The sequence below is a fragment of the Enterococcus sp. DIV0806c genome, from assembly GCF_051710905.1.
GTDB classification, from domain to species: Bacteria; Bacillota; Bacilli; order Lactobacillales; family Enterococcaceae; genus Enterococcus_B; species Enterococcus_B mundtii.
Genome location: NZ_JBIOLO010000001.1, coordinates 2,433,380 through 2,450,684 on the forward strand (window position 1 = coordinate 2,433,380; position 17,305 = coordinate 2,450,684).

17 protein-coding genes are annotated in these 17,305 nt (G+C 38.7%); 4 read left to right on the forward strand and 13 right to left on the reverse strand.

Annotated features, from left to right (window positions below; translation table 11 throughout):
• Positions 1 to 16: 16 nt before the first annotated feature.
• Positions 17 to 697 carry a uracil-DNA glycosylase gene (locus tag IGK77_RS11400; protein WP_074800200.1) on the reverse strand — a complete coding sequence of 227 codons (681 nt, stop codon included), beginning with the start codon at positions 695 to 697 and terminating at the stop codon, positions 17 to 19.
• 123 nt (positions 698 to 820) lie between these two features.
• Between IGK77_RS11400 and IGK77_RS11405 the strand changes: the two genes are divergently transcribed.
• Positions 821 to 1,690, forward strand: coding sequence for a Cof-type HAD-IIB family hydrolase (locus IGK77_RS11405; protein WP_023520110.1), 870 nt, complete (start codon positions 821 to 823; stop codon positions 1,688 to 1,690).
• A gap of 26 nt (positions 1,691 to 1,716) precedes the next feature.
• Entirely contained in the window at positions 1,717 to 2,232 is a 516-nt protein-coding gene (locus tag IGK77_RS11410; RefSeq protein ID WP_071867790.1) for an LURP-one-related/scramblase family protein, read from the forward strand.
• A 174-nt stretch (positions 2,233 to 2,406) separates the two neighbouring features.
• On the opposite strand, the gene IGK77_RS11415 is transcribed toward IGK77_RS11410, so the two are convergent.
• The 5 genes from IGK77_RS11415 to gloA2 all read right to left on the reverse strand — a co-directional run bounded on the left by IGK77_RS11415 (position 2,407) and on the right by gloA2 (position 6,431).
• The gene (locus tag IGK77_RS11415) at positions 2,407 to 4,287 is read right to left on the reverse strand and encodes a hypothetical protein (RefSeq protein WP_438713195.1); all 1,881 of its coding nucleotides are present in this window, start codon (positions 4,285 to 4,287) and stop codon (positions 2,407 to 2,409) included.
• Positions 4,288 to 4,566: 279 nt separating this feature from the next.
• Positions 4,567 to 5,136, reverse strand: a complete 570-nt coding sequence (locus IGK77_RS11420) for a GNAT family N-acetyltransferase (protein ID WP_074799937.1) — start codon at positions 5,134 to 5,136, stop codon at positions 4,567 to 4,569.
• Positions 5,137 to 5,189: 53 nt separating this feature from the next.
• Positions 5,190 to 5,369, reverse strand: coding sequence for a hypothetical protein (locus tag IGK77_RS11425; protein WP_010734755.1), 180 nt, complete (start codon positions 5,367 to 5,369; stop codon positions 5,190 to 5,192).
• A gap of 80 nt (positions 5,370 to 5,449) precedes the next feature.
• Complete coding sequence (locus IGK77_RS11430) at positions 5,450 to 5,959, reverse strand: hypothetical protein (RefSeq protein WP_430603973.1); 510 nt, start codon at positions 5,957 to 5,959, stop codon at positions 5,450 to 5,452.
• 91 nt (positions 5,960 to 6,050) lie between these two features.
• Positions 6,051 to 6,431, reverse strand: coding sequence for an SMU1112c/YaeR family gloxylase I-like metalloprotein (gene gloA2 / locus IGK77_RS11435; RefSeq protein WP_010734753.1), 381 nt, complete (start codon positions 6,429 to 6,431; stop codon positions 6,051 to 6,053).
• Positions 6,432 to 6,709: 278 nt separating this feature from the next.
• On the opposite strand from gloA2, the gene pnuC reads away from it, so the two are divergent.
• Positions 6,710 to 7,456, forward strand: coding sequence for a nicotinamide riboside transporter PnuC (gene pnuC, locus IGK77_RS11440; RefSeq protein WP_010734751.1), 747 nt, complete (start codon positions 6,710 to 6,712; stop codon positions 7,454 to 7,456).
• 148 nt (positions 7,457 to 7,604) lie between these two features.
• Here the strand turns inward: pnuC and IGK77_RS11445 are convergent, their stop codons facing one another.
• The 6 genes from IGK77_RS11445 to IGK77_RS11470 form a co-directional block, all read right to left on the reverse strand.
• Positions 7,605 to 8,870, reverse strand: a complete 1,266-nt coding sequence (locus IGK77_RS11445; protein ID WP_074799932.1) for a hypothetical protein — start codon at positions 8,868 to 8,870, stop codon at positions 7,605 to 7,607.
• 239 nt (positions 8,871 to 9,109) lie between these two features.
• Positions 9,110 to 9,754: a pyroglutamyl-peptidase I gene (gene pcp / locus IGK77_RS11450; protein ID WP_065096414.1), complete on the reverse strand. Its 645-nt coding sequence runs from the start codon at positions 9,752 to 9,754 to the stop codon at positions 9,110 to 9,112.
• Positions 9,755 to 10,003: 249 nt separating this feature from the next.
• Positions 10,004 to 10,948 (reverse strand): DUF979 domain-containing protein, encoded by a 945-nt coding sequence (locus IGK77_RS11455; RefSeq protein ID WP_071867796.1) that lies wholly within the window; start codon positions 10,946 to 10,948, stop codon positions 10,004 to 10,006.
• Position 10,949: 1 nt separating this feature from the next.
• Positions 10,950 to 11,636 (reverse strand): DUF969 domain-containing protein, encoded by a 687-nt coding sequence (locus IGK77_RS11460; RefSeq protein WP_023520114.1) that lies wholly within the window; start codon positions 11,634 to 11,636, stop codon positions 10,950 to 10,952.
• A 433-nt stretch (positions 11,637 to 12,069) separates the two neighbouring features.
• Entirely contained in the window at positions 12,070 to 12,861 is a 792-nt protein-coding gene (locus tag IGK77_RS11465; RefSeq protein ID WP_195514282.1) for a TraX family protein, read from the reverse strand.
• Positions 12,862 to 13,203: 342 nt separating this feature from the next.
• Positions 13,204 to 14,628 (reverse strand): basic amino acid/polyamine antiporter, encoded by a 1,425-nt coding sequence (locus tag IGK77_RS11470; protein WP_023520116.1) that lies wholly within the window; start codon positions 14,626 to 14,628, stop codon positions 13,204 to 13,206.
• Between the two features lie 208 nt (positions 14,629 to 14,836).
• Between IGK77_RS11470 and nrdI the strand changes: the two genes are divergently transcribed.
• Positions 14,837 to 15,286, forward strand: coding sequence for a class Ib ribonucleoside-diphosphate reductase assembly flavoprotein NrdI (nrdI, locus tag IGK77_RS11475; protein WP_071867798.1), 450 nt, complete (start codon positions 14,837 to 14,839; stop codon positions 15,284 to 15,286).
• 36 nt (positions 15,287 to 15,322) lie between these two features.
• Here nrdI and IGK77_RS11480 read toward each other — a convergent pair whose 3' ends face one another.
• Positions 15,323 to 17,296 carry a glucose PTS transporter subunit IIA gene (locus IGK77_RS11480; RefSeq protein ID WP_438713197.1) on the reverse strand — a complete coding sequence of 658 codons (1,974 nt, stop codon included), beginning with the start codon at positions 17,294 to 17,296 and terminating at the stop codon, positions 15,323 to 15,325.
• Positions 17,297 to 17,305 lie beyond the last annotated feature (9 nt).

The following is a 17,305-nucleotide window of genomic DNA, read 5'->3' on the forward strand; positions in this document are numbered from 1 at the left end:
GGAAAGCGCTGTATCATTACACTGTTTTAGGCAGTTGCCAATCAATCGGTGTTTCACCCAGAGCAAGCAAAGCATCATTCGTTTTTGAAAATGGTTTTGAGCCAAAGAAGCCACGATGTGCCGATAATGGGCTTGGATGTGGAGCTGTTATTATAATGTGTCGACTTTTATCGATCATTTTCATTTTTTCTTGTGCAGGTTTGCCCCAAAGAATAAACACGATCGGTTTGTCTCGTTCATTCAGCTTCTCAATGATCGCATCCGTCAATTGTTCCCAGCCTTTTCCGCGATGAGAATAAGCTTGCCCTTCTCTGACAGTTAGTACAGTATTCAAAAGCAGAACACCTTGTTTGGCCCAAGTCACTAAATTCCCATGATGAACTGGTTCGATCCCTAAGTCATTCTTCAATTCCTTGTAGATATTGACCAGAGACGGTGGTGTTTTTACTCCTGGTTGTACTGAAAAAGAAAGCCCATGCGCTTGATTTGCTCCATGATAAGGGTCTTGTCCTAGAATCACGACTTTGACTTCTTCATAGGGAGTCAGCTCTAACGCTTCATAAACATGATACATATCCGGATGGATTTTTTGAGTTGCGTACTCATTTTTTAAAAATATTCTCAACTGCTGATAGTAATCTTTTTCAAATTCATCAGCTAATACTTCTTGCCAACTATTGTGGATGATTTTCTTCAAATTTCCCACCTCCTATTTTCCAGAATAACTCACAAATTATTTGTTAACAAGTCAAAATCTTCCATCTTATCTCGCATTAGTATGTTAAACTAGGAGGGAGAAAAGGAAAGGAACGGTAATCACATGATCAAATTAATTGCCTCTGATATGGACGGCACTTTACTCGATGCACATATGAGTATCTCAACAGAAAATACTGAAGCAATCCGCATGGCAAATGAGCTGGGTATTGAATTTATGGTCGCTACTGGACGTAACGCACAAGAAGCACGAGCAGCCTTAGATGAAGCAGGAATCGATTGTGCGATGATCACTTTGAATGGCGCGCAAGTTTTTGACAGATCCGGTAAGTCGCTTTTTACAGTGCCAATTCCAAGTCCCCAAGCCATGACAGTCATGGATATTTTAGATGCAAATGGTATTTATTACGAGGTAGCGACAAACCAAGGATTGTATTCGGAAAGCCAACCAAAAAGAATCGAAAGCTTTGCTTCTTCCATTGCGACCCATATGCCCCATTTGACTTACAAAATGGCGATCGCCATGGCTTCAGCTAATCTTGAACTCTTACACATCACTTATGTTGATAGCATTCGCGAATTACTACTTGATGATAAACTTGAAGTCCTAAAAATCATCTGTTTCCATACTGAAGGCCCACGTATTTTAGGCCCTGTAGGGAAAGAAATCAGTAATTTAGGCGAACTGGCAGTGACCTCTTCTGGTCAAAACAATCTTGAAGTCAACCATAAAAATGCTCAAAAAGGAATCGCAGTTGCTCATGTCGCTCATGAACGAGGGATTACTTTAGATGAAGTCATGACGATCGGTGATAACTTCAATGATGTCAGTATGTTGCAAACCGCCGGCGTTAGTTTCGCCATGGGAAATGCAGAGATTGAAGTCAAAGATTACGCTAAATACTTAACAGACACAAATCTTGAATCAGGTGTTGGCAAAGCCATCTTACGCGCAATCAACGAAAACCTATAGTTGTTTGAAGAAAGAGGGGAACAAATATGTCAGAATTTTTCATTCAGGAAAAACAGCTGAGTCGTGCGACTCGGACGATCGTCAAAGACGAAAAAGGTAAATCACTTTTTTTGATGGTCGGCCGCTGGGGAACGAAAGGAGATGCCTTGTCTCTTTATGCCATGAATGGTGATCTAGTCGCACATATCAAACAAATCAGTCTGACATTTGGCACACGCTTTGAACTTTACAAAGATTTCGAAAAAGTCGGTACGATGCAAAAGATTTTCAATTGGCCAGGAGATTTTTATTATATTCGCCGATTGCATTGGACCGTTCAAGGAGATATCTATAACCACCGCTATCAGATCCAGCATTTCAATGAACTAATCATGGAGATGGACAAAGCAACCCTCTTTACCGGTGATTATTATGTTCTTGATATCCCTTGTGAAGAAAATGCGCCTATCTGTATCTGTATTGCTGCTGTCCTTGATTATTGGCTCTATCGAAAAAACAAAGACAAAGAAACACCTCTTTCTTATCGCTTTGATGTCAACTAAAAACAAGGTTGTGACAGAAGTGTCCAGCTCCGAGAAATAAGCCAGAAAACTCCGAAAATTGTCTTTCAAATTTTTGGAGTTTTCTGGCTTATTTCTAAAGGAGTTACTTCTGGAACACCGTTTATTCAAGTTTAAGGGGATAAGACAATTAATGTCACAGCTTCGTTTTTTCTTTTATACCTGTTTTCTTCTATAGAAAAGAAGTGTCACTACATAGATAAGCACTGCACCTACCATGATCCACAAATTATTTCTTTCTCCATTTGTTTTAGGGAAAAGCTGTTGATTTTGTGATTGTTCATTCTTGGTCGAAGGATCATCATTATTGGTGTTTGATTCAACGGCTAGCGCTACTTTATTTTCACGTCTATCGTTCATCTGCATCGTACCTGTTCCATCGTTTTCAACTGTCCCATCTTCACTGATCACAGGCTTGTCAGAGTTGTTTGTTGATGAAACACTGCTAGAACTACTTGTTGTGGTATTAGTTGTGGTACTTGTATCTGATTGCTTTCCATTTTTACCTGGATAGGTACTGCTCTCAGTTGTGCTTGGTTCTGTACTACTTTCACTTGTGCTTGGTTCTGTACTACTTTCGCTTGTGCTTGGCTCTGTACTGCTTTCACTCGTGCTTGACTCTGTACTGCTTTCACTCGTGCTTGACTCTGTACTGCTTTCACTCGTGCTTGGCTCTGTACTACTTTCGCTTGTGCTTGACTCTGTACTGCTTTCACTCGTGCTTGACTCTGTACTGCTTTCACTCGTGCTTGGCTCTGTACTGCTTTCACTCGTGCTTGACTCTGTACTGCTTTCACTCGTGCTTGACTCTGTACTGCTTTCACTCGTGCTTGGCTCTGTACTACTTTCGCTTGTGCTTGACTCTGTACTGCTTTCACTCGTGCTTGACTCTGTACTGCTTTCACTCGTGCTTGACTCTGTACTGCTTTCACTCGTGCTTGACTCTGTACTGCTTTCACTCGTGTTTGACTCTGTACTGCTTTCACTCGTGCTTGACTCTGTACTGCTACTTGTTGTATCTGTTGTGTCATCATGCGTATTTGGTACAGCAAAAATTTCATTTGGGTCCCAACGATTTGTTGTGGCATTCAAGATCACATTTTTTCCTATGATCGTTCCATCTTGACTTTGATTGACTGTAATATCCGCACAAGGTGCAATAATCGTTCCTTGGAAAGGCGCATTGATTTCTAGTTTTTCTGTTAGATTACCAAAATTCCAAGAAATATTGGCATCAGAAAAATCTTCTGTTTGATGATTGGAACGATTATTATATTGAATTTGGGATTGTACAGAAAAACTAGTCGGTGCATCTACAACATTCATTATAAGCACTTTTCCCTCAGGATTGTTGATTCGTAAGGGGGTATTCTGTGCCAGAACAGAAGCAGCAACATTGATGACATAGGGCTGATCCCCAACCAGATCTGTACAGTCAATCACACGATTATTCATATCGGGGAAATCATCTGGTGTATAAGTTTTTAATGGATCTAACGACATCAACATATTTGATGTCAGCATTAAATTTTCAAACTCTTTGTTAAAATCAATGTATTGAGCATCTTCTCGATCTTGATAGAACTCATCCACTGATAAGTGATCCAACCTTGTTCCATTGACAACTATTTTATCATTTTCCGTCGTGATCACATTGTTTGATCCGACAATAAATTTATTCGATCGTTTATCAAAAGCCGCAGTTTCTGCTGAGCTAATGATCGTCTCAACAGATTGTGCATAATTGATCTCTTTATTTAAATCGCCTGTACTGATTGATGTACCGAAGTTATTCGTTGCTGATAAGACACTCGTTGCTACATTGCCCTCTGTATGCGCATTGATGGTCGTTTTTTCTTTTGCGAACACATGGAACTGAGAAGAAATCCCTAACACCCCATAATCACCGGTCAAATCATCATAGACACTGCCTGGATCTTGTGGGAGATATGTTTCGGCAATTACTTGGATTGGAAAAAATAAATGGAGAAGCAAAACAGACATTAGGGAAAGATTCACAACTTTATTTTTAAACATTTTTTCATCTCTTTTCGTCAATATATGAAATTTCATAACATAAAAACATTTGCTATTATAGTCCTAAAAAGTGATAAAAGAAATTATTTTCTGAAAATATTCCGGAAAATTACATCAATTTCATAGGTTTATCATTAAACATAACGTATGATTCTCATGCTCTATTATCGCTATTCTTTATTTTATGTGATTGTCCTCACTTTTTAGGTAAAAAAAAACACGCCTTTTTAGGCATGCTTTTTTTATTAATCGGTTAATGATCAATTGAATAAAATAATATCACTCGGTAATTTTCTTTTGCATATGATCATACAGATGTCCACTGATCGTTCGTTCCCCGATTACTTTGAACCCATGGCGCTCGTACAATTTCCTAGCTTGCGGATTTTGCTTATCGCAACTTAGTCCAATGACATCGCGGTTTTGTTTTTTGACGATTGGTGGCAATGCTTCTAACAAAGAGGAACCGATTCCTTGTCCTCTAAATTCTTCTGAAACACAGATAGAATCTAAATACCATTCATCAGGGAATGTTTCTCTATCCGTAAACATTTTTACTTGCTCGTAAATGCCATGCTTTTGTAAGATTTTTTCTAACGGCTGGTCGATGATTGATTCTTCTTCGTCTGTATAACCGTAAACGATCCCTGCTACCTTACCCTCTCGCTCATCAACGATCCCTCTTGTATAGCTGTAACGATAGTCTGGGTCTGTAATGGCTTCTTCCAAGACTTCTAATGTTTTTTCTTCACCGTACTTTAAAAGAAACGGTAGGTCCATATCTTTCAATATAACTAAAATAAGCGGAGCAATAGCTGCCGCATCTTCTTTTTTTGCATTACGAATCATTTCTGACACTCCTTTTTTTCATTTTACCATAATGAAATCTCAGAGCAAAACAGCTAATTCAAATAATCTTCAATTTTTTGTGTCACGAAATAACCATTCGAAACGATTGTTTTTGCTTCAAAACGACAGTAGGGGCAAACGATCGGCATCTCTTTTTTTACGTGTTCAACGATATGATTTACTTCTTCATAAGTGAATTTTTTCCCACAGTTTGGACAAACCATTTTTTGCATGATTCCCTCAATCCCTTCTTTGTTTTACACTTTTAGATTACTCTTATCTAGAAAAAAAGAGAAGTGAAACCACTTCTCTTTTAAGCACTGATCAATACATCTTCTAAATGATTCGTTCCATCGACGGCTACACAATAATACAATTGACCACTTTTTGTCGTGATTTCCCAACTTTTTGCTTTCCCGTGATGTTTTCCGACTTTATGGACTGCTTCTTTCATTGCTGCCTGTGGATGTTTCACTTGATGGATCGTTTTCAAGTGAAAGAATTGCCCTGGTTCGTTGCGGCTTTCATCAACAACCATCGTCTTTCCTGAGATTGGATTCACTGTGATCACTCGATTGGGCGTATAAAAAATATATTCATACATCTTTTTATTACTTTGTTCTTCGTCTAATTGGTTGAACTGGATACGACTGACTTTCTCTTCATGGTACTCATCTCGCAAAATAGACACTGCCTTTTGCAATGAGATTTGATATTCTTGGTCACTGATGTCATCAAAAGAAAAGTTTGCATCCAATAGTCCTAACGAAGCCGCTAAGCTAACAATGATAGCAATCGATGCTGCAATGATTATTTTTTTCATTCCATTCTCTCCTTGTTTTTTTCTAGAATAACAAGAAATAGGAAAGAAAAAAATCGAATGAACGGAAGAAAAAGTGACAAATTTGTTACCTTTATTCGTGTAACTCCAACGGCAATCCGTCCGGATCAAAAAAGAAAGTCATTTTTTCGCCTGTAAAGGTATCGATACGGACTGGTTCAGTTTCAATCCCCAATCCTTGTAGTTCCGCGACTGTTTCTTCGATATGTTCCACTTTGAATGCTAAGTGCCTCAAACCACAAGCTTCTGGATAGCTCGGTCTTTTAGGTGCATCTTTGATACCGAAAATCTCAAGCTCCATATCTCCTAGTTTTAAATCTAACTTATAATCGCCACGGTCTTCTCGATAATTTTCACGAATAACTTCAAAACCTAGCAAATCAACATAAAATGCACGTGACTTTTGATAATCCGACACAATGATCGCAACATGGTGAACGGTTGTTAAATTCATTCTCACACTTCCAATCTTATTGTTTCCTTTATCTTATCAATAGTTTTAGACATAGCAAAGATTTTTCTCCCGCTGCACAAAAAAAGAGAGACCACATCAAATGGCCTCCTACTTTTCATCGTTTGGAAAATTAATATTTCTCAGAAAACAATCAAATCGAATAATAACATATATTTTTTTAAAATGAAAGACTAGAAATAAATTTTAAAAGGAATACAATAATTTGTGTCTCTAAAATAAACAGACACTATATATTGTGTTTTAAGGAGTTTTTTATTATGAGTAATTATTTCAGATTTTTGATTCATCAATTGAAAGGCTGGCCTCAACAAAATTATTATCTATTCTATTTTAGCCTAGGTTGCCAAGTCATGACACTTGTGAATCAGCCAATCACTTGGTTGTCGATCATTACCTTTATCGGGACAAATCTAGGGGTGTTGTGCATTTTATCAATCAATGCCGCTAAATCAGTCAACGGTATTCTAGGAATTCTGTCTGCTATTTGTTTTATCGTCGTTGGCTTTTCTGCCAAAAACTATTTAAGTATCGGCGAACAAATTGCTTATATGGTCACATTGGATATCCCAGTTTTATTAAGTAAAGAATGGAATCATAATATGGCTTCTAAAATTCGAGAATTTAGTGGAAAAAGTTGGTTGATTGCATTAACCGGGACTGTTTTCGTTTACTTGATTTCAGGTTATTTGATTGGTACGTATACAGACGACCCTCGTCCTTGGATCGATGCCATTGCTTTTTCGATCAGTCTTTCTGCCGGGATCATTAGCTTCCTTCGCTACAACAATCAGTATTATTGGTGGCTTGCTTCTGGTCTTGCACAAATGGTCTTATGGTATGTTTCCTATACCCATGGCTCTGCTAGTTTAGCGATGTTTATCAATAGCTCAGTTTACTTGATCAATGACTTATTAGCCTTTACTGTCTCTCCTTGGTACAACAAAAAAGAAAGAGCGCGCATGCAACGCATGGAAGCAGAATATTTTTCGCATCATGTTTCTTAATGGAAAACAATAAATAAACTTGTACTAGAAATCGGTTTGTTTTTCAAACATCTTACTAAAGCGAGAAAGTCACCCAGAATAGGATGGGACTTTTCTCGCTTATTTCTAGGTATCGTCATATCAAGATTCTCTCAGCGGTTCGCGTCAACTAAATCAAATCCTTGAGCAACATTCTAATGTCTTCATCCATCGTTTGTATCACTGATTCCAATTCTTGGAACTTTTTTAATGCAAGCTGTTGTTCTGAAGTAAATACATAGTCTGCTTGTTCATATTCTTGTATCAAAGAGGCGACTGATTGCTTTTTGATTTTCTTTGCAAGTTCTTGCCATTCAGTTTCTGTAACAGTTTTTGTTGTAGTTCGCCGTTTTTCTTCGCGTTCTTTGCGTAAAATCTTTAGAAACCCATTTCTCATCACCCGAGGGATACTATCGAAAAAACCAGTTGTAAATCCATAACGCTGATAGTGTTGCCAGACTAAATGATAAATTTGCGGTTGCATAAAACGTTGTTCTTTTGCTAATCGATCGACGTCTACAGCTTCATTCTTCGATCCTTCTCGCAGATTCGCGATAAACTCTTCAAAAAAAGCGACAGATGGTTGGCTTGTCTCAGCTATTGAAACAGACGACCAATCTTTTTGGAGAAATAGTTGATAGTTAGTCAAGAACGCTTCAACATCTTTAGTCAAATCTTCTGAAAAATCCTCAAACAATGATTTTTTCTCAAGGATTTTTTTCGGCTTTTCTTTTGCCTGATAGCTCACTTGTTGGATGTACTTTTCCATTGCTTGATAGTCTGCCAGATAAATCGGTAACTGAGCATGACGAAATTCGGCGATTCGTGTAGTTCGCTTTTTATCTGGTAAAATCGGTTGTTTCAGCCGGCGATTATGATACAACATTAGACAATATTCTTGCCAGAGTCGTTCAGGAAAGGCAATATTTTGTTGTTTCAGCCAGAGGATCTCATCCAGCGCTAGATCCACTTTAGTCATTCCTTGATTGATCGACGCTGCAACTGTTGGACTAACGTGCAAGTGTTCTGCAAAATGATTGATCCCTAGTTTTAATTCCTTACCCGTTTTAGGGGAACGAACGATATATTGGACTTTCAGTTCACGGCCACATTCACAATAAAGTTTTTGTTGTCTACGTGATGTGCGATAAAATGGATTGATCTTAAAGTCAGAAAAAATCCAATCCGTTGCTGCTAAATAGTTTTCTTCCAAAAATCGCGAGTGGATCAAATAACGACGATGTTGATCCATGACAATTCGTTGTTGTTTCGTCAATCGTTCATAGATTTCCCATCGTTGGCTACTTGTATATTGTTTGGAGATTTTTATTGGGTAGTGTTGCTTGATTTCTTTTGGGAACCATTCGTCAAAAATCGCTTGCCAACTTTCATTCATCCCTTTCACCTGCCTTTCTAAATTAAGAGAGTAAAAATAAATTCGTTCAAAGAGCAACAAAAAAGCCGAAAATAATGTGAGCTATTTTCGGCTTTTCGCTTTTTTCATACGTGAAGCTGAGGTTGTGACAGCAGTGTCTTGCACTTGCTGTTGGCGGTCAACCATTTATCTGTTTATAGGGGCATAAGATGACGAATGTCCTAGACCTCATCTACCACTTGCTTCGCTTCAGCTATCTATCAGTGAGTTGTTCCTGCGTTACCTGAAATATCTTCTTTGTTGTTGACTGCTGCTTCTACCGCATAAGTCAATGAAGCCGCAATATCATCAAGTGACATTGCCGGTGTCCCTACAGGGCGATCGATGACTTGATCTGGTGAGAATGGCACATGGATAAAGCCTCCACGAATCGTTGGGAACTCTGTTTCGATCAAGTGTAACAATCGATACATGATGTCGTTGCAAACAAACGTACCAGCTGTATAAGAAATATAGGCTGGTAATCCATGTTCTTGGACATTTTTTGTCATTGCTTTGATTGGTAATGAAGTAAAGTAAGCAGCTGGGCCGTCTGCTTCTAACGGCGTATCAAATGGCTGGTTACCTTCATTATCTGCAATACGTGCTTCAGCTAGATTGATTGCTACACGTTCAAAAGAAATCGCTGAACGTCCACCTGCTTGACCAACACAAATCACGATTTCAGGTTGATGTTCTTGGATTGCTTCTTTTACGACTTGACCACTTTTACCAAAAACAGTGGGAACTTCTAATTTGATGATTTCTGCACCGGCAATCTCAGACGGCATTTTTTTGACTGCTTCATAGGCAGGATTTACTTTATCTCCACCAAATGGATCAAAACCAGTTACGAGTACTTTCATTTTTCATTCCTCCATTATTCTATAAAATGATGCGTTCAATTCATCCTTCAAAGATTTATCTAAACGTTAACAATTGATTGTTTCTCACTCGTGTATTTAGCACTTTCAATGAGTCATTCCTATTAAAAGGACTCAGTGTCTATCTATTTTAACAAAAAACAGTCAATAATGAAATGCTTAGCTGTTCAGAAAAAGAATCAATCTTCTCCATGTTTTATGGAAATCATTGATTCTTTTTCGCTCAAGATACTATTTAAATAAAATCATATAGACGATTTGGAAAACCAGCATGAATACAGCAACGAATAGTTGATTCTTGATCACGCCGTATTTATCTTTCATTTCTAACATCGCCACTGGTACTACGTTAAAGTTAGCAGCCATCGGTGTCAACAACGTTCCACAGAAACCGCATGTCAACGCGACCATACCGATCAATGCTGGATTAGCCCCTTGACTAAAGACAAAAGGCGCACCGATTCCGACTGTCATGACGGTGATTGCCGCAAAAGCATTCCCCATGATCACTGTAAATAGAACCATTCCTAACGCATAGATGATGATACCAATATTGACATTACCTTCTGGAACGATCGTACCAACTGCACTAGAAATCACTGTACCAACACCTGCGCTCGTGAAGACCGCACCCAGTGAAGCTAAGAGCATCGGTAACATACTTAAAGGTCCAACTGTCCCTAACATGTCTGAAGCATCATCCAAGAAAGTCGTCGGGCGATTATCTCTTGAAAAGAACATCAAGATCAACATCGCGACAAATACCCCAACACCGACACCGACTAAAGCACCTAAATCAGTGAATAGTGCGAATAAAATGGCAAAGATCCCAATACTCAATGCCGGAATAAAGATTTTCATCCCTAATTTATCTGACATTTTTTCCATGTATTCTTTTGATGGCAAACGACTTGCACCTTTACTCACTCTTTTTGTGATTGCTGGGATCGTCATCGCGAAAATCAAGATTCCGTTGTAAGTTGGAGATATCCAACGCCCAGCAGCAATCACGACTCCTAAAACTGTCCAGAAAAAGGCTGATCCAAAGCGATGCGGGTTGCTTTTATCAAAGGCATTACGAAGACCCGTGTAGATCAAGACTAGCCCCATCAAGATATATAAGATTTCTAATAATTTTTCACTGAGTAATACTTCAGAATTTGTAAAAAAGTCCATCTTATTTCTCCTTTCCTGAATAGTATTTCTTCGCTAATTTCTTTTCTTTTAAATAAAAATAGACACTCGCAACGACTAGAGCAGTGATGGCAACTGGTATCTGTACCAATGCCAACTGACCAAGAGTTACCTCGTAGCCTAAGTCTTTCAATGTGGATTGTACTAATAAAGCACCTGCCCCACCGATAAATAGTACTTGACCAAAGAACCAACAAATATTTTCCATCGCTGAAGACATTCCTTTTAATTCCTCTTCATGTTCCGGATTGACAGTTAATCCTTTTGATTCAACGGTACCTAACGCCATTGGCATGATGATTGGACGGACAAAACCGGCCACCCCACCAAAGCTGACATTGAAAGCTGCAAAGATCATTCGGAAAACACCATAAATATCGATGATCATTCCAGCGGATACCTTCTTGAAACGTTTGATCAACGTTGCAGCAGACTCCTTCAGACCATTGCGTTCTAACGTACCAGTTGCTAACATAATAATAATAAAAATTGCCATTCCTCGGTTATTTACAAAACTTGTACCTAAAGTTTCCAGCATACCTTCAAGTCCTAATCCACCAGTAAATGCGGTCACGACTAACGCAACCATAACGATCAAGATCGAATCTAACTTGAAAGCAAAACCAAGAATAACAATCAGTACGCCTAACAGGCTAAGATAATTTTCCATCTGTTTTCCTCCTAAAAATTACATGATATTTTTTCATTATAAAATAAAATTGATTGAAAATATAGAGAATTCTTACAAAAAAAATATTATATTTTAAAAATTCTGTCAATTTCATAACAACAAATGACTTGAAGTCTTATTTATACTGGTAATTTTCTTGAACTACATAACATTTCTTTACCTCTAACTAAGGGATCAAAATTGTAATGTTTGAAACAACTCATAAAAACAAATAAGACGTGTCTGGAACATTAGTCCTCTCTCCCCTAAAACCGAATAAACAACAGGATCAGAAGTAACCTCTTCGAAAAAACAAGACGCCATCCACAAGAATTTGAAGAACAATTTTTGTGGATGGTGCCTTATTTCTTGAGGCTGAACACTTCTATCCAGACCTCGCCTCATTTGTTGAAACTAGCTAGTCAGTTGTTTCTTAATGAATAAAAGATAAAATCAAATAAATGATCCATAGATGTAACGGATAAAACAAGTAAAAAAAGTATTTGTCGAATGCGTGTCCGGTTCCACCTAGTTTTCCATTATAAAGAATGATAAATGGGATGACGGTGACCATCATAAATTCATTATCAAACGTTAAAAATTGATACACTGATTGATAATCAGGCATTTGTGTGTAGGATAAAATGGCTAGACAAAATAAAATCAGCGTATAAACAAAAATACCTAGAACCAATTTTCCTCGTTCTTTTTTCTCGCGGAAGAAATACATCAGCAACAACATTGGAACTAAATACAGACCACCTTCTGAAAAAGCAATCGTGATCATGACCAATAAAAGTGCCACTGCCACGAGCATTCCTTTTCTCCAAAGTGTTTTTCCTTTTATTGTAGAAAGAAGCCACATCAAGCAAAACAGCAAGAATAATGTCAAAAAGATATTATGTGGACCTAAAAATAAATAATAGTCTGGCTGATGATCATATTCACTGATGTAATTTCCTGTTAATAACTGATAGATGATATTTCCAATCGCTACTACGAATGCAGCTATTCCTAATCGCTTCGCATACTGATATTTACTATGCGTATACTTGAAACCTTCAACTAATAAAAATACAAATAATGGCGCAACAAAACGTCCCAACCACGAGACCCAACTTGGCAACCCTAATTGCATCCCGAAATAACTGTTGATATGATCAACGACCATAAAAACAATTGCTATCCATTTCAATTGATAGCTCGTCAACCCTTTTACTCTCATATATTCCCTCCATTTTTTATGCCTCAAGGAATAAGTATAGCCAATCGCCACCTATTTCGACCATCTTTCTCTCAACCTTTTCACTTACAAAATTGTTTGTTTGGATCATCATTAAAACAGTAACTCCCTCAAGGTGTCAAAATGTGACTATGCAATCATTCCTCTTCACTGAAATGAAACGAACAATCGTGGAAAAACGTTGTGAGAAAGTCACGTATCGTTTTCATCGAAGAAACGGCGAACAGGCAACATGAAAAAACACCTAAGAAATGACCTGAATCAGGTCGATCTCTTAGATGCTTTTGAGTGATACAAAAGAATGGTTTTCAACTTTTGTGAGTTTTATAAGTGCAATACCCCAGTTGCAAATAATGCCAATGCCACTACTCCAAAAATCGAGACTAACGAAAGCAATAAATAATCAAGTTTTGTCTGTGGAACAGCTTGCTGTTTTTCTTTTCTTGCTTTGAGATAAAATAAGATACCTGGTAAAAATAATACAAGAACGAGCATCACTTCATTGAAAGCAACAAATAGCATTGCCCAAATTTGAAAAGCACTTGCTAATGAGCCAACCAAGAATTGGACCCATTCTTTTCTTTGATAAGATAGTTTCATTTGATACAATCCTAAGAACAACCACGTAAAGAAGATCGCTGCAGTTCCTAAAGTATAAGCAAAGTTATAGGCGCTATCTGTAAACAGTAGCGAAAGCAAAAAGACATTTGTACATAAAGTCGTTAATACGATCGCATATGTCGGTGCGCCCTTTTTATTGACTTTCCCCCAACGCGCTGGCAATAAGCCATCATCCGCCATATTGCGCATCGTTTCAATGGGTAAAATCGTCCAAGATAACCATACACCGACCAAGGAAATGATCAGTCCACCATTGATCACGACAGCTCCCCATTTACCAACCATCATCTCAAACACATAGCCCATTGCTGGTTGCGTTTGGATTGTTTGGAGTTCTTCCATCGTCATCGTACCGTAAGGCAACATCGAAACTAAAACATAGATCACGATCAATCCAAAAATCCCTAAGATCGTGGCTTTTCCGACATCTGATTTTTTCTTCGCTCGTGAACCAACCACAGATGCACCTTCAATTCCAACAAATACCCAAAGCATCACCATGATACAACTTAGGATTTGACTTGAGAAAGGAATCGGCTGTCCATTGGCATTCAAGATGATATCACTTGAAAAATTATTGATGAATTGTTGCAATGAGAACGTGCTGATAGCAACAATAATAAATAAAAATAGCGGAACTAATTTACAAATTGTCACGATTGCATTGACGTAACTGGCATTTTCGACTCCTCGATTGACGAGCCAAGCATATCCCCATAAAAATATAGTACTGACGATGACCGAGGCGACATTTTGACCCCCATCGAATACTGGAAAGAAATAGCCCAACGCACTCATCAATAGCGTAGCAAATGCCACGTTTCCTAACCAGCAGGTCAGCCAATAGCCCCACCCACTGATGAATCCCGAAAATCGACCAAAGCCAGCTTCGGCATAACTAAAAATACCACCTTCTAATTCTGGACGTTTCTTATTGATATTATTGATTGACAAAGAGAGCATCATCATGGACGTCCCAACTAATACCCAGCTGAACAATGCTGGGCCACCAGCCGATCCTGAGATGTCGGTCATAATACCGAAAACGCCACCTCCAATCGCTGACCCAATCACTAAGGCCGCTAGTGGGATCAATCCAATACCTTTTTTCTGTTGCTCTGTGTCCATGTACGCATCCTCCAAAATAAACCGCTTTTATGCAAAGTATAGCAAAACTTCGTTTCATTTATTTTTTTCTAAAAAATTCTAATTGAAATTTAATTGTAACTATTTTTTTCTAATTATACAAGGAAAGCGACCGCTTCTCTTCCTCTTCTTCTCTACCTAAAAAACAAAAAAATGCTATACTGGATAAGAATGATTGGAGGACGATATCATGAATATCTTATATATCTCAATTTCTGGTAATACCCGAGGATTCGTCAAAAAATTAGCAGCTTTTGCTACGGAACAACATGAAAAAGATGCTTCACTTCCCTTAGTCCACCTAAAAGAGATCCATGAAAATAGCGACTTTGAAAAAGAAACCAAACCTTTCTTTGTGTTTGTGCCAACCTATCTAGAAGGAGGCAATGGCATTGATAGTGGTGACCAAGAGATTTTGACAGAAACCATGCGAGAATACTTGGAATATCAAGAAAATCATGCGCTTTGTCTTGGTGTTGTCGGTAGCGGAAATAAAAACTTTAACTATCAATATTGTTTGACAGCGAAACAATATGCTGAACAATTCGGCTTCCCTATGGTAGAAGATTATGAATTACGTGGTACGCCAACAGATGTTGAAAGAATCTACCATGCTTTAGTTCAACGATATAGAGCTTAATAAAAAGCGCAAAATCCTTTGATTTTGCGCTTTTTATTATTTTACACTTTCAACATCCATCACTGGTGTTTTTGCTCTTACTTCACCTGTATGTGTCAAAACAAACGTTAAGACATGCTCCATATTTGTCAGAAGAACCATCATAGCGGTTTCTTTTCCTGCCTCTTTGATCGCAGCTAGATCCACGTCCGCTATCATCGTATCTTTTGTGACAGCTTGTCCTTCACTCACTTTTATATCAAATGGCGTCCCACCTAGTTCCACAGTATTGACTCCCATGTGGATTAATAGCTCTAACCCATCAGCTGTTGTTAATCCGATGGCATGTTTCGTTGGGAAAATAGAGCTGATGATCCCAGAAGTTGGCGCATAGATATGACCATTCGTTGGTTCAACAAAATACCCTTCTCCCATCATCTTTTGAGCAAATACAGGATCACTCGCTTGTTCGATTGATTGCACTGTACCATCTGCTACTGCACATAATTGAACGGCTTGTGTTTGATTTGTTGAGTCAGTACTTGATGCTGTATAAACAGGTGCTTCTTCTGCTAATTCTTCTTTCGCTAATTGTTCTTTAGGAATCCCGAAAAAGAAAGTAGCTAAGAATCCGCCCGCATAAGCAGCTAATAATCCAAGGACGTAGCCAAACCATTTGCCATCTGAAATCAAAGGAATCAACGCTGCGCCAGAAGGACCAATAGCAATGGCACCAATATTCCCGATCAAGCCGATCACCGCACCACCGATACCGCCTCCAATACAAGCAGTAATGAATGGACGACCTAAAGGCAATGTTACACCATAGATCAATGGTTCACCAATCCCTAAAATCCCTACAGGTAACGCACCTTTGATCATTTCAGTCAATTCTTTGTCTTTCTTACAACGTACCCATAAAGCAAGCGCAGCACCAACTTGTCCAGCTCCTGCCATTGCTAAAATAGGCAATAATAATGTACGTCCTGTTTCATCGATCATTTGCACATGGATCGGAGTCAATATTTGATGCAAACCAAACATGACCATCGGTAAGAATAATGTACCTAATACAAATCCTGAGAAGGCGCCACCCACACTAAGTACCCAATTGATCCCTCCTACCATACCATCTGAGATAAAACCAGCTAATGGCATGATCAAGAAAATCTCGATCAGCCCGATGGCAATCAATGAAAGTGTTGGTGTCACAATGATGTCTACTGCATCAGGAACGATTTTGTGTAATTTCTTTTCAACGATGGAAAGCAACCAGACCGCAAAAATCACTCCGATGATCCCACCTTGTCCGGCAGCAAGTGGCGTTCCAGTAAACAGGTTCGTCAAAGGAGCTTCTGGATTCATCCCCGTCAACATGACAACTGCACCGATTACTCCACCAAGTGTTGGCGTTGCGCCAAATACTTGAGCGGCATTGATCCCAGTATAGATGACAAGATAACTAAACATCCCATTTTTAAGAATGTTCATGATGTCGATGTACTGTTGCCATGATGCACCATCGATGGTTCCGGCTGTCACAAGGTTTGTCAATACTGCGGCGATCCCTGCAACGATCCCTGTACCAACAAAAGCTGGAATCATTGGGACAAATATATTCGAGATATCTTTTAAAATTGATTTGATTTTTGACGGTTTTTGTTTTGATTTTTGTACGTTCTTCATCTCTTGGGCACGTTCGTTGACCTTGTCTTTCCCTGATAAACCAGTTGTAACATTAGGGTTTCCAGGGATTTTTTCACCTAGTTTGACTCCTGCTTGGTCAACCATTTCTTGTGCGACTTTGTTTACTTTCCCTGGTCCGATGATGACTTGTAACTGTTCATCTTCGACTACTCCTAACACGCCCGGTATCGCTTTCAATTTCGCTACGTCGACCAACGATTCATCAATGACTTTCATCCGAACCCGTGTCATACAATGGACAACGCTGTCTACGTTGCCCATGCCACCAGCTCCAGCATAAATTTGTTTTGCCAGTTCTGTCAAAGTCAATTCATTTTTTGCCATTTCCTTTTC

Bases quoted from the DNA above. Each gene is read 5' to 3' on its own strand.
- IGK77_RS11405 (WP_023520110.1), top strand. From the start codon at position 821: ATGATCAAATTAATTGCCTCTGATATGGACGGCACTTTACTCGATGCA.
- IGK77_RS11410 (WP_071867790.1), top strand. From the start codon at position 1,717: ATGTCAGAATTTTTCATTCAGGAAAAACAGCTGAGTCGTGCGACTCGG.
- IGK77_RS11415 (WP_438713195.1), bottom strand. From the start codon at position 4,287: ATGTTTAAAAATAAAGTTGTGAATCTTTCCCTAATGTCTGTTTTGCTT.
- IGK77_RS11420 (WP_074799937.1), bottom strand. From the start codon at position 5,136: ATGATTCGTAATGCAAAAAAAGAAGATGCGGCAGCTATTGCTCCGCTT.
- IGK77_RS11425 (WP_010734755.1), bottom strand. From the start codon at position 5,369: ATGCAAAAAATGGTTTGTCCAAACTGTGGGAAAAAATTCACTTATGAA.
- IGK77_RS11430 (WP_430603973.1), bottom strand. From the start codon at position 5,959: ATGAAAAAAATAATCATTGCAGCATCGATTGCTATCATTGTTAGCTTA.
- gloA2 (WP_010734753.1), bottom strand. From the start codon at position 6,431: ATGAATTTAACAACCGTTCACCATGTTGCGATCATTGTGTCGGATTAT.
- pnuC (WP_010734751.1), top strand. From the start codon at position 6,710: ATGAGTAATTATTTCAGATTTTTGATTCATCAATTGAAAGGCTGGCCT.
- IGK77_RS11445 (WP_074799932.1), bottom strand. From the start codon at position 8,870: ATGAATGAAAGTTGGCAAGCGATTTTTGACGAATGGTTCCCAAAAGAA.
- pcp (WP_065096414.1), bottom strand. From the start codon at position 9,754: ATGAAAGTACTCGTAACTGGTTTTGATCCATTTGGTGGAGATAAAGTA.
- IGK77_RS11455 (WP_071867796.1), bottom strand. From the start codon at position 10,948: ATGGACTTTTTTACAAATTCTGAAGTATTACTCAGTGAAAAATTATTA.
- IGK77_RS11460 (WP_023520114.1), bottom strand. From the start codon at position 11,636: ATGGAAAATTATCTTAGCCTGTTAGGCGTACTGATTGTTATTCTTGGT.
- IGK77_RS11465 (WP_195514282.1), bottom strand. From the start codon at position 12,861: ATGAGAGTAAAAGGGTTGACGAGCTATCAATTGAAATGGATAGCAATT.
- IGK77_RS11470 (WP_023520116.1), bottom strand. From the start codon at position 14,628: ATGGACACAGAGCAACAGAAAAAAGGTATTGGATTGATCCCACTAGCG.
- nrdI (WP_071867798.1), top strand. From the start codon at position 14,837: ATGAATATCTTATATATCTCAATTTCTGGTAATACCCGAGGATTCGTC.
- IGK77_RS11480 (WP_438713197.1), bottom strand. From the start codon at position 17,296: ATGGCAAAAAATGAATTGACTTTGACAGAACTGGCAAAACAAATTTAT.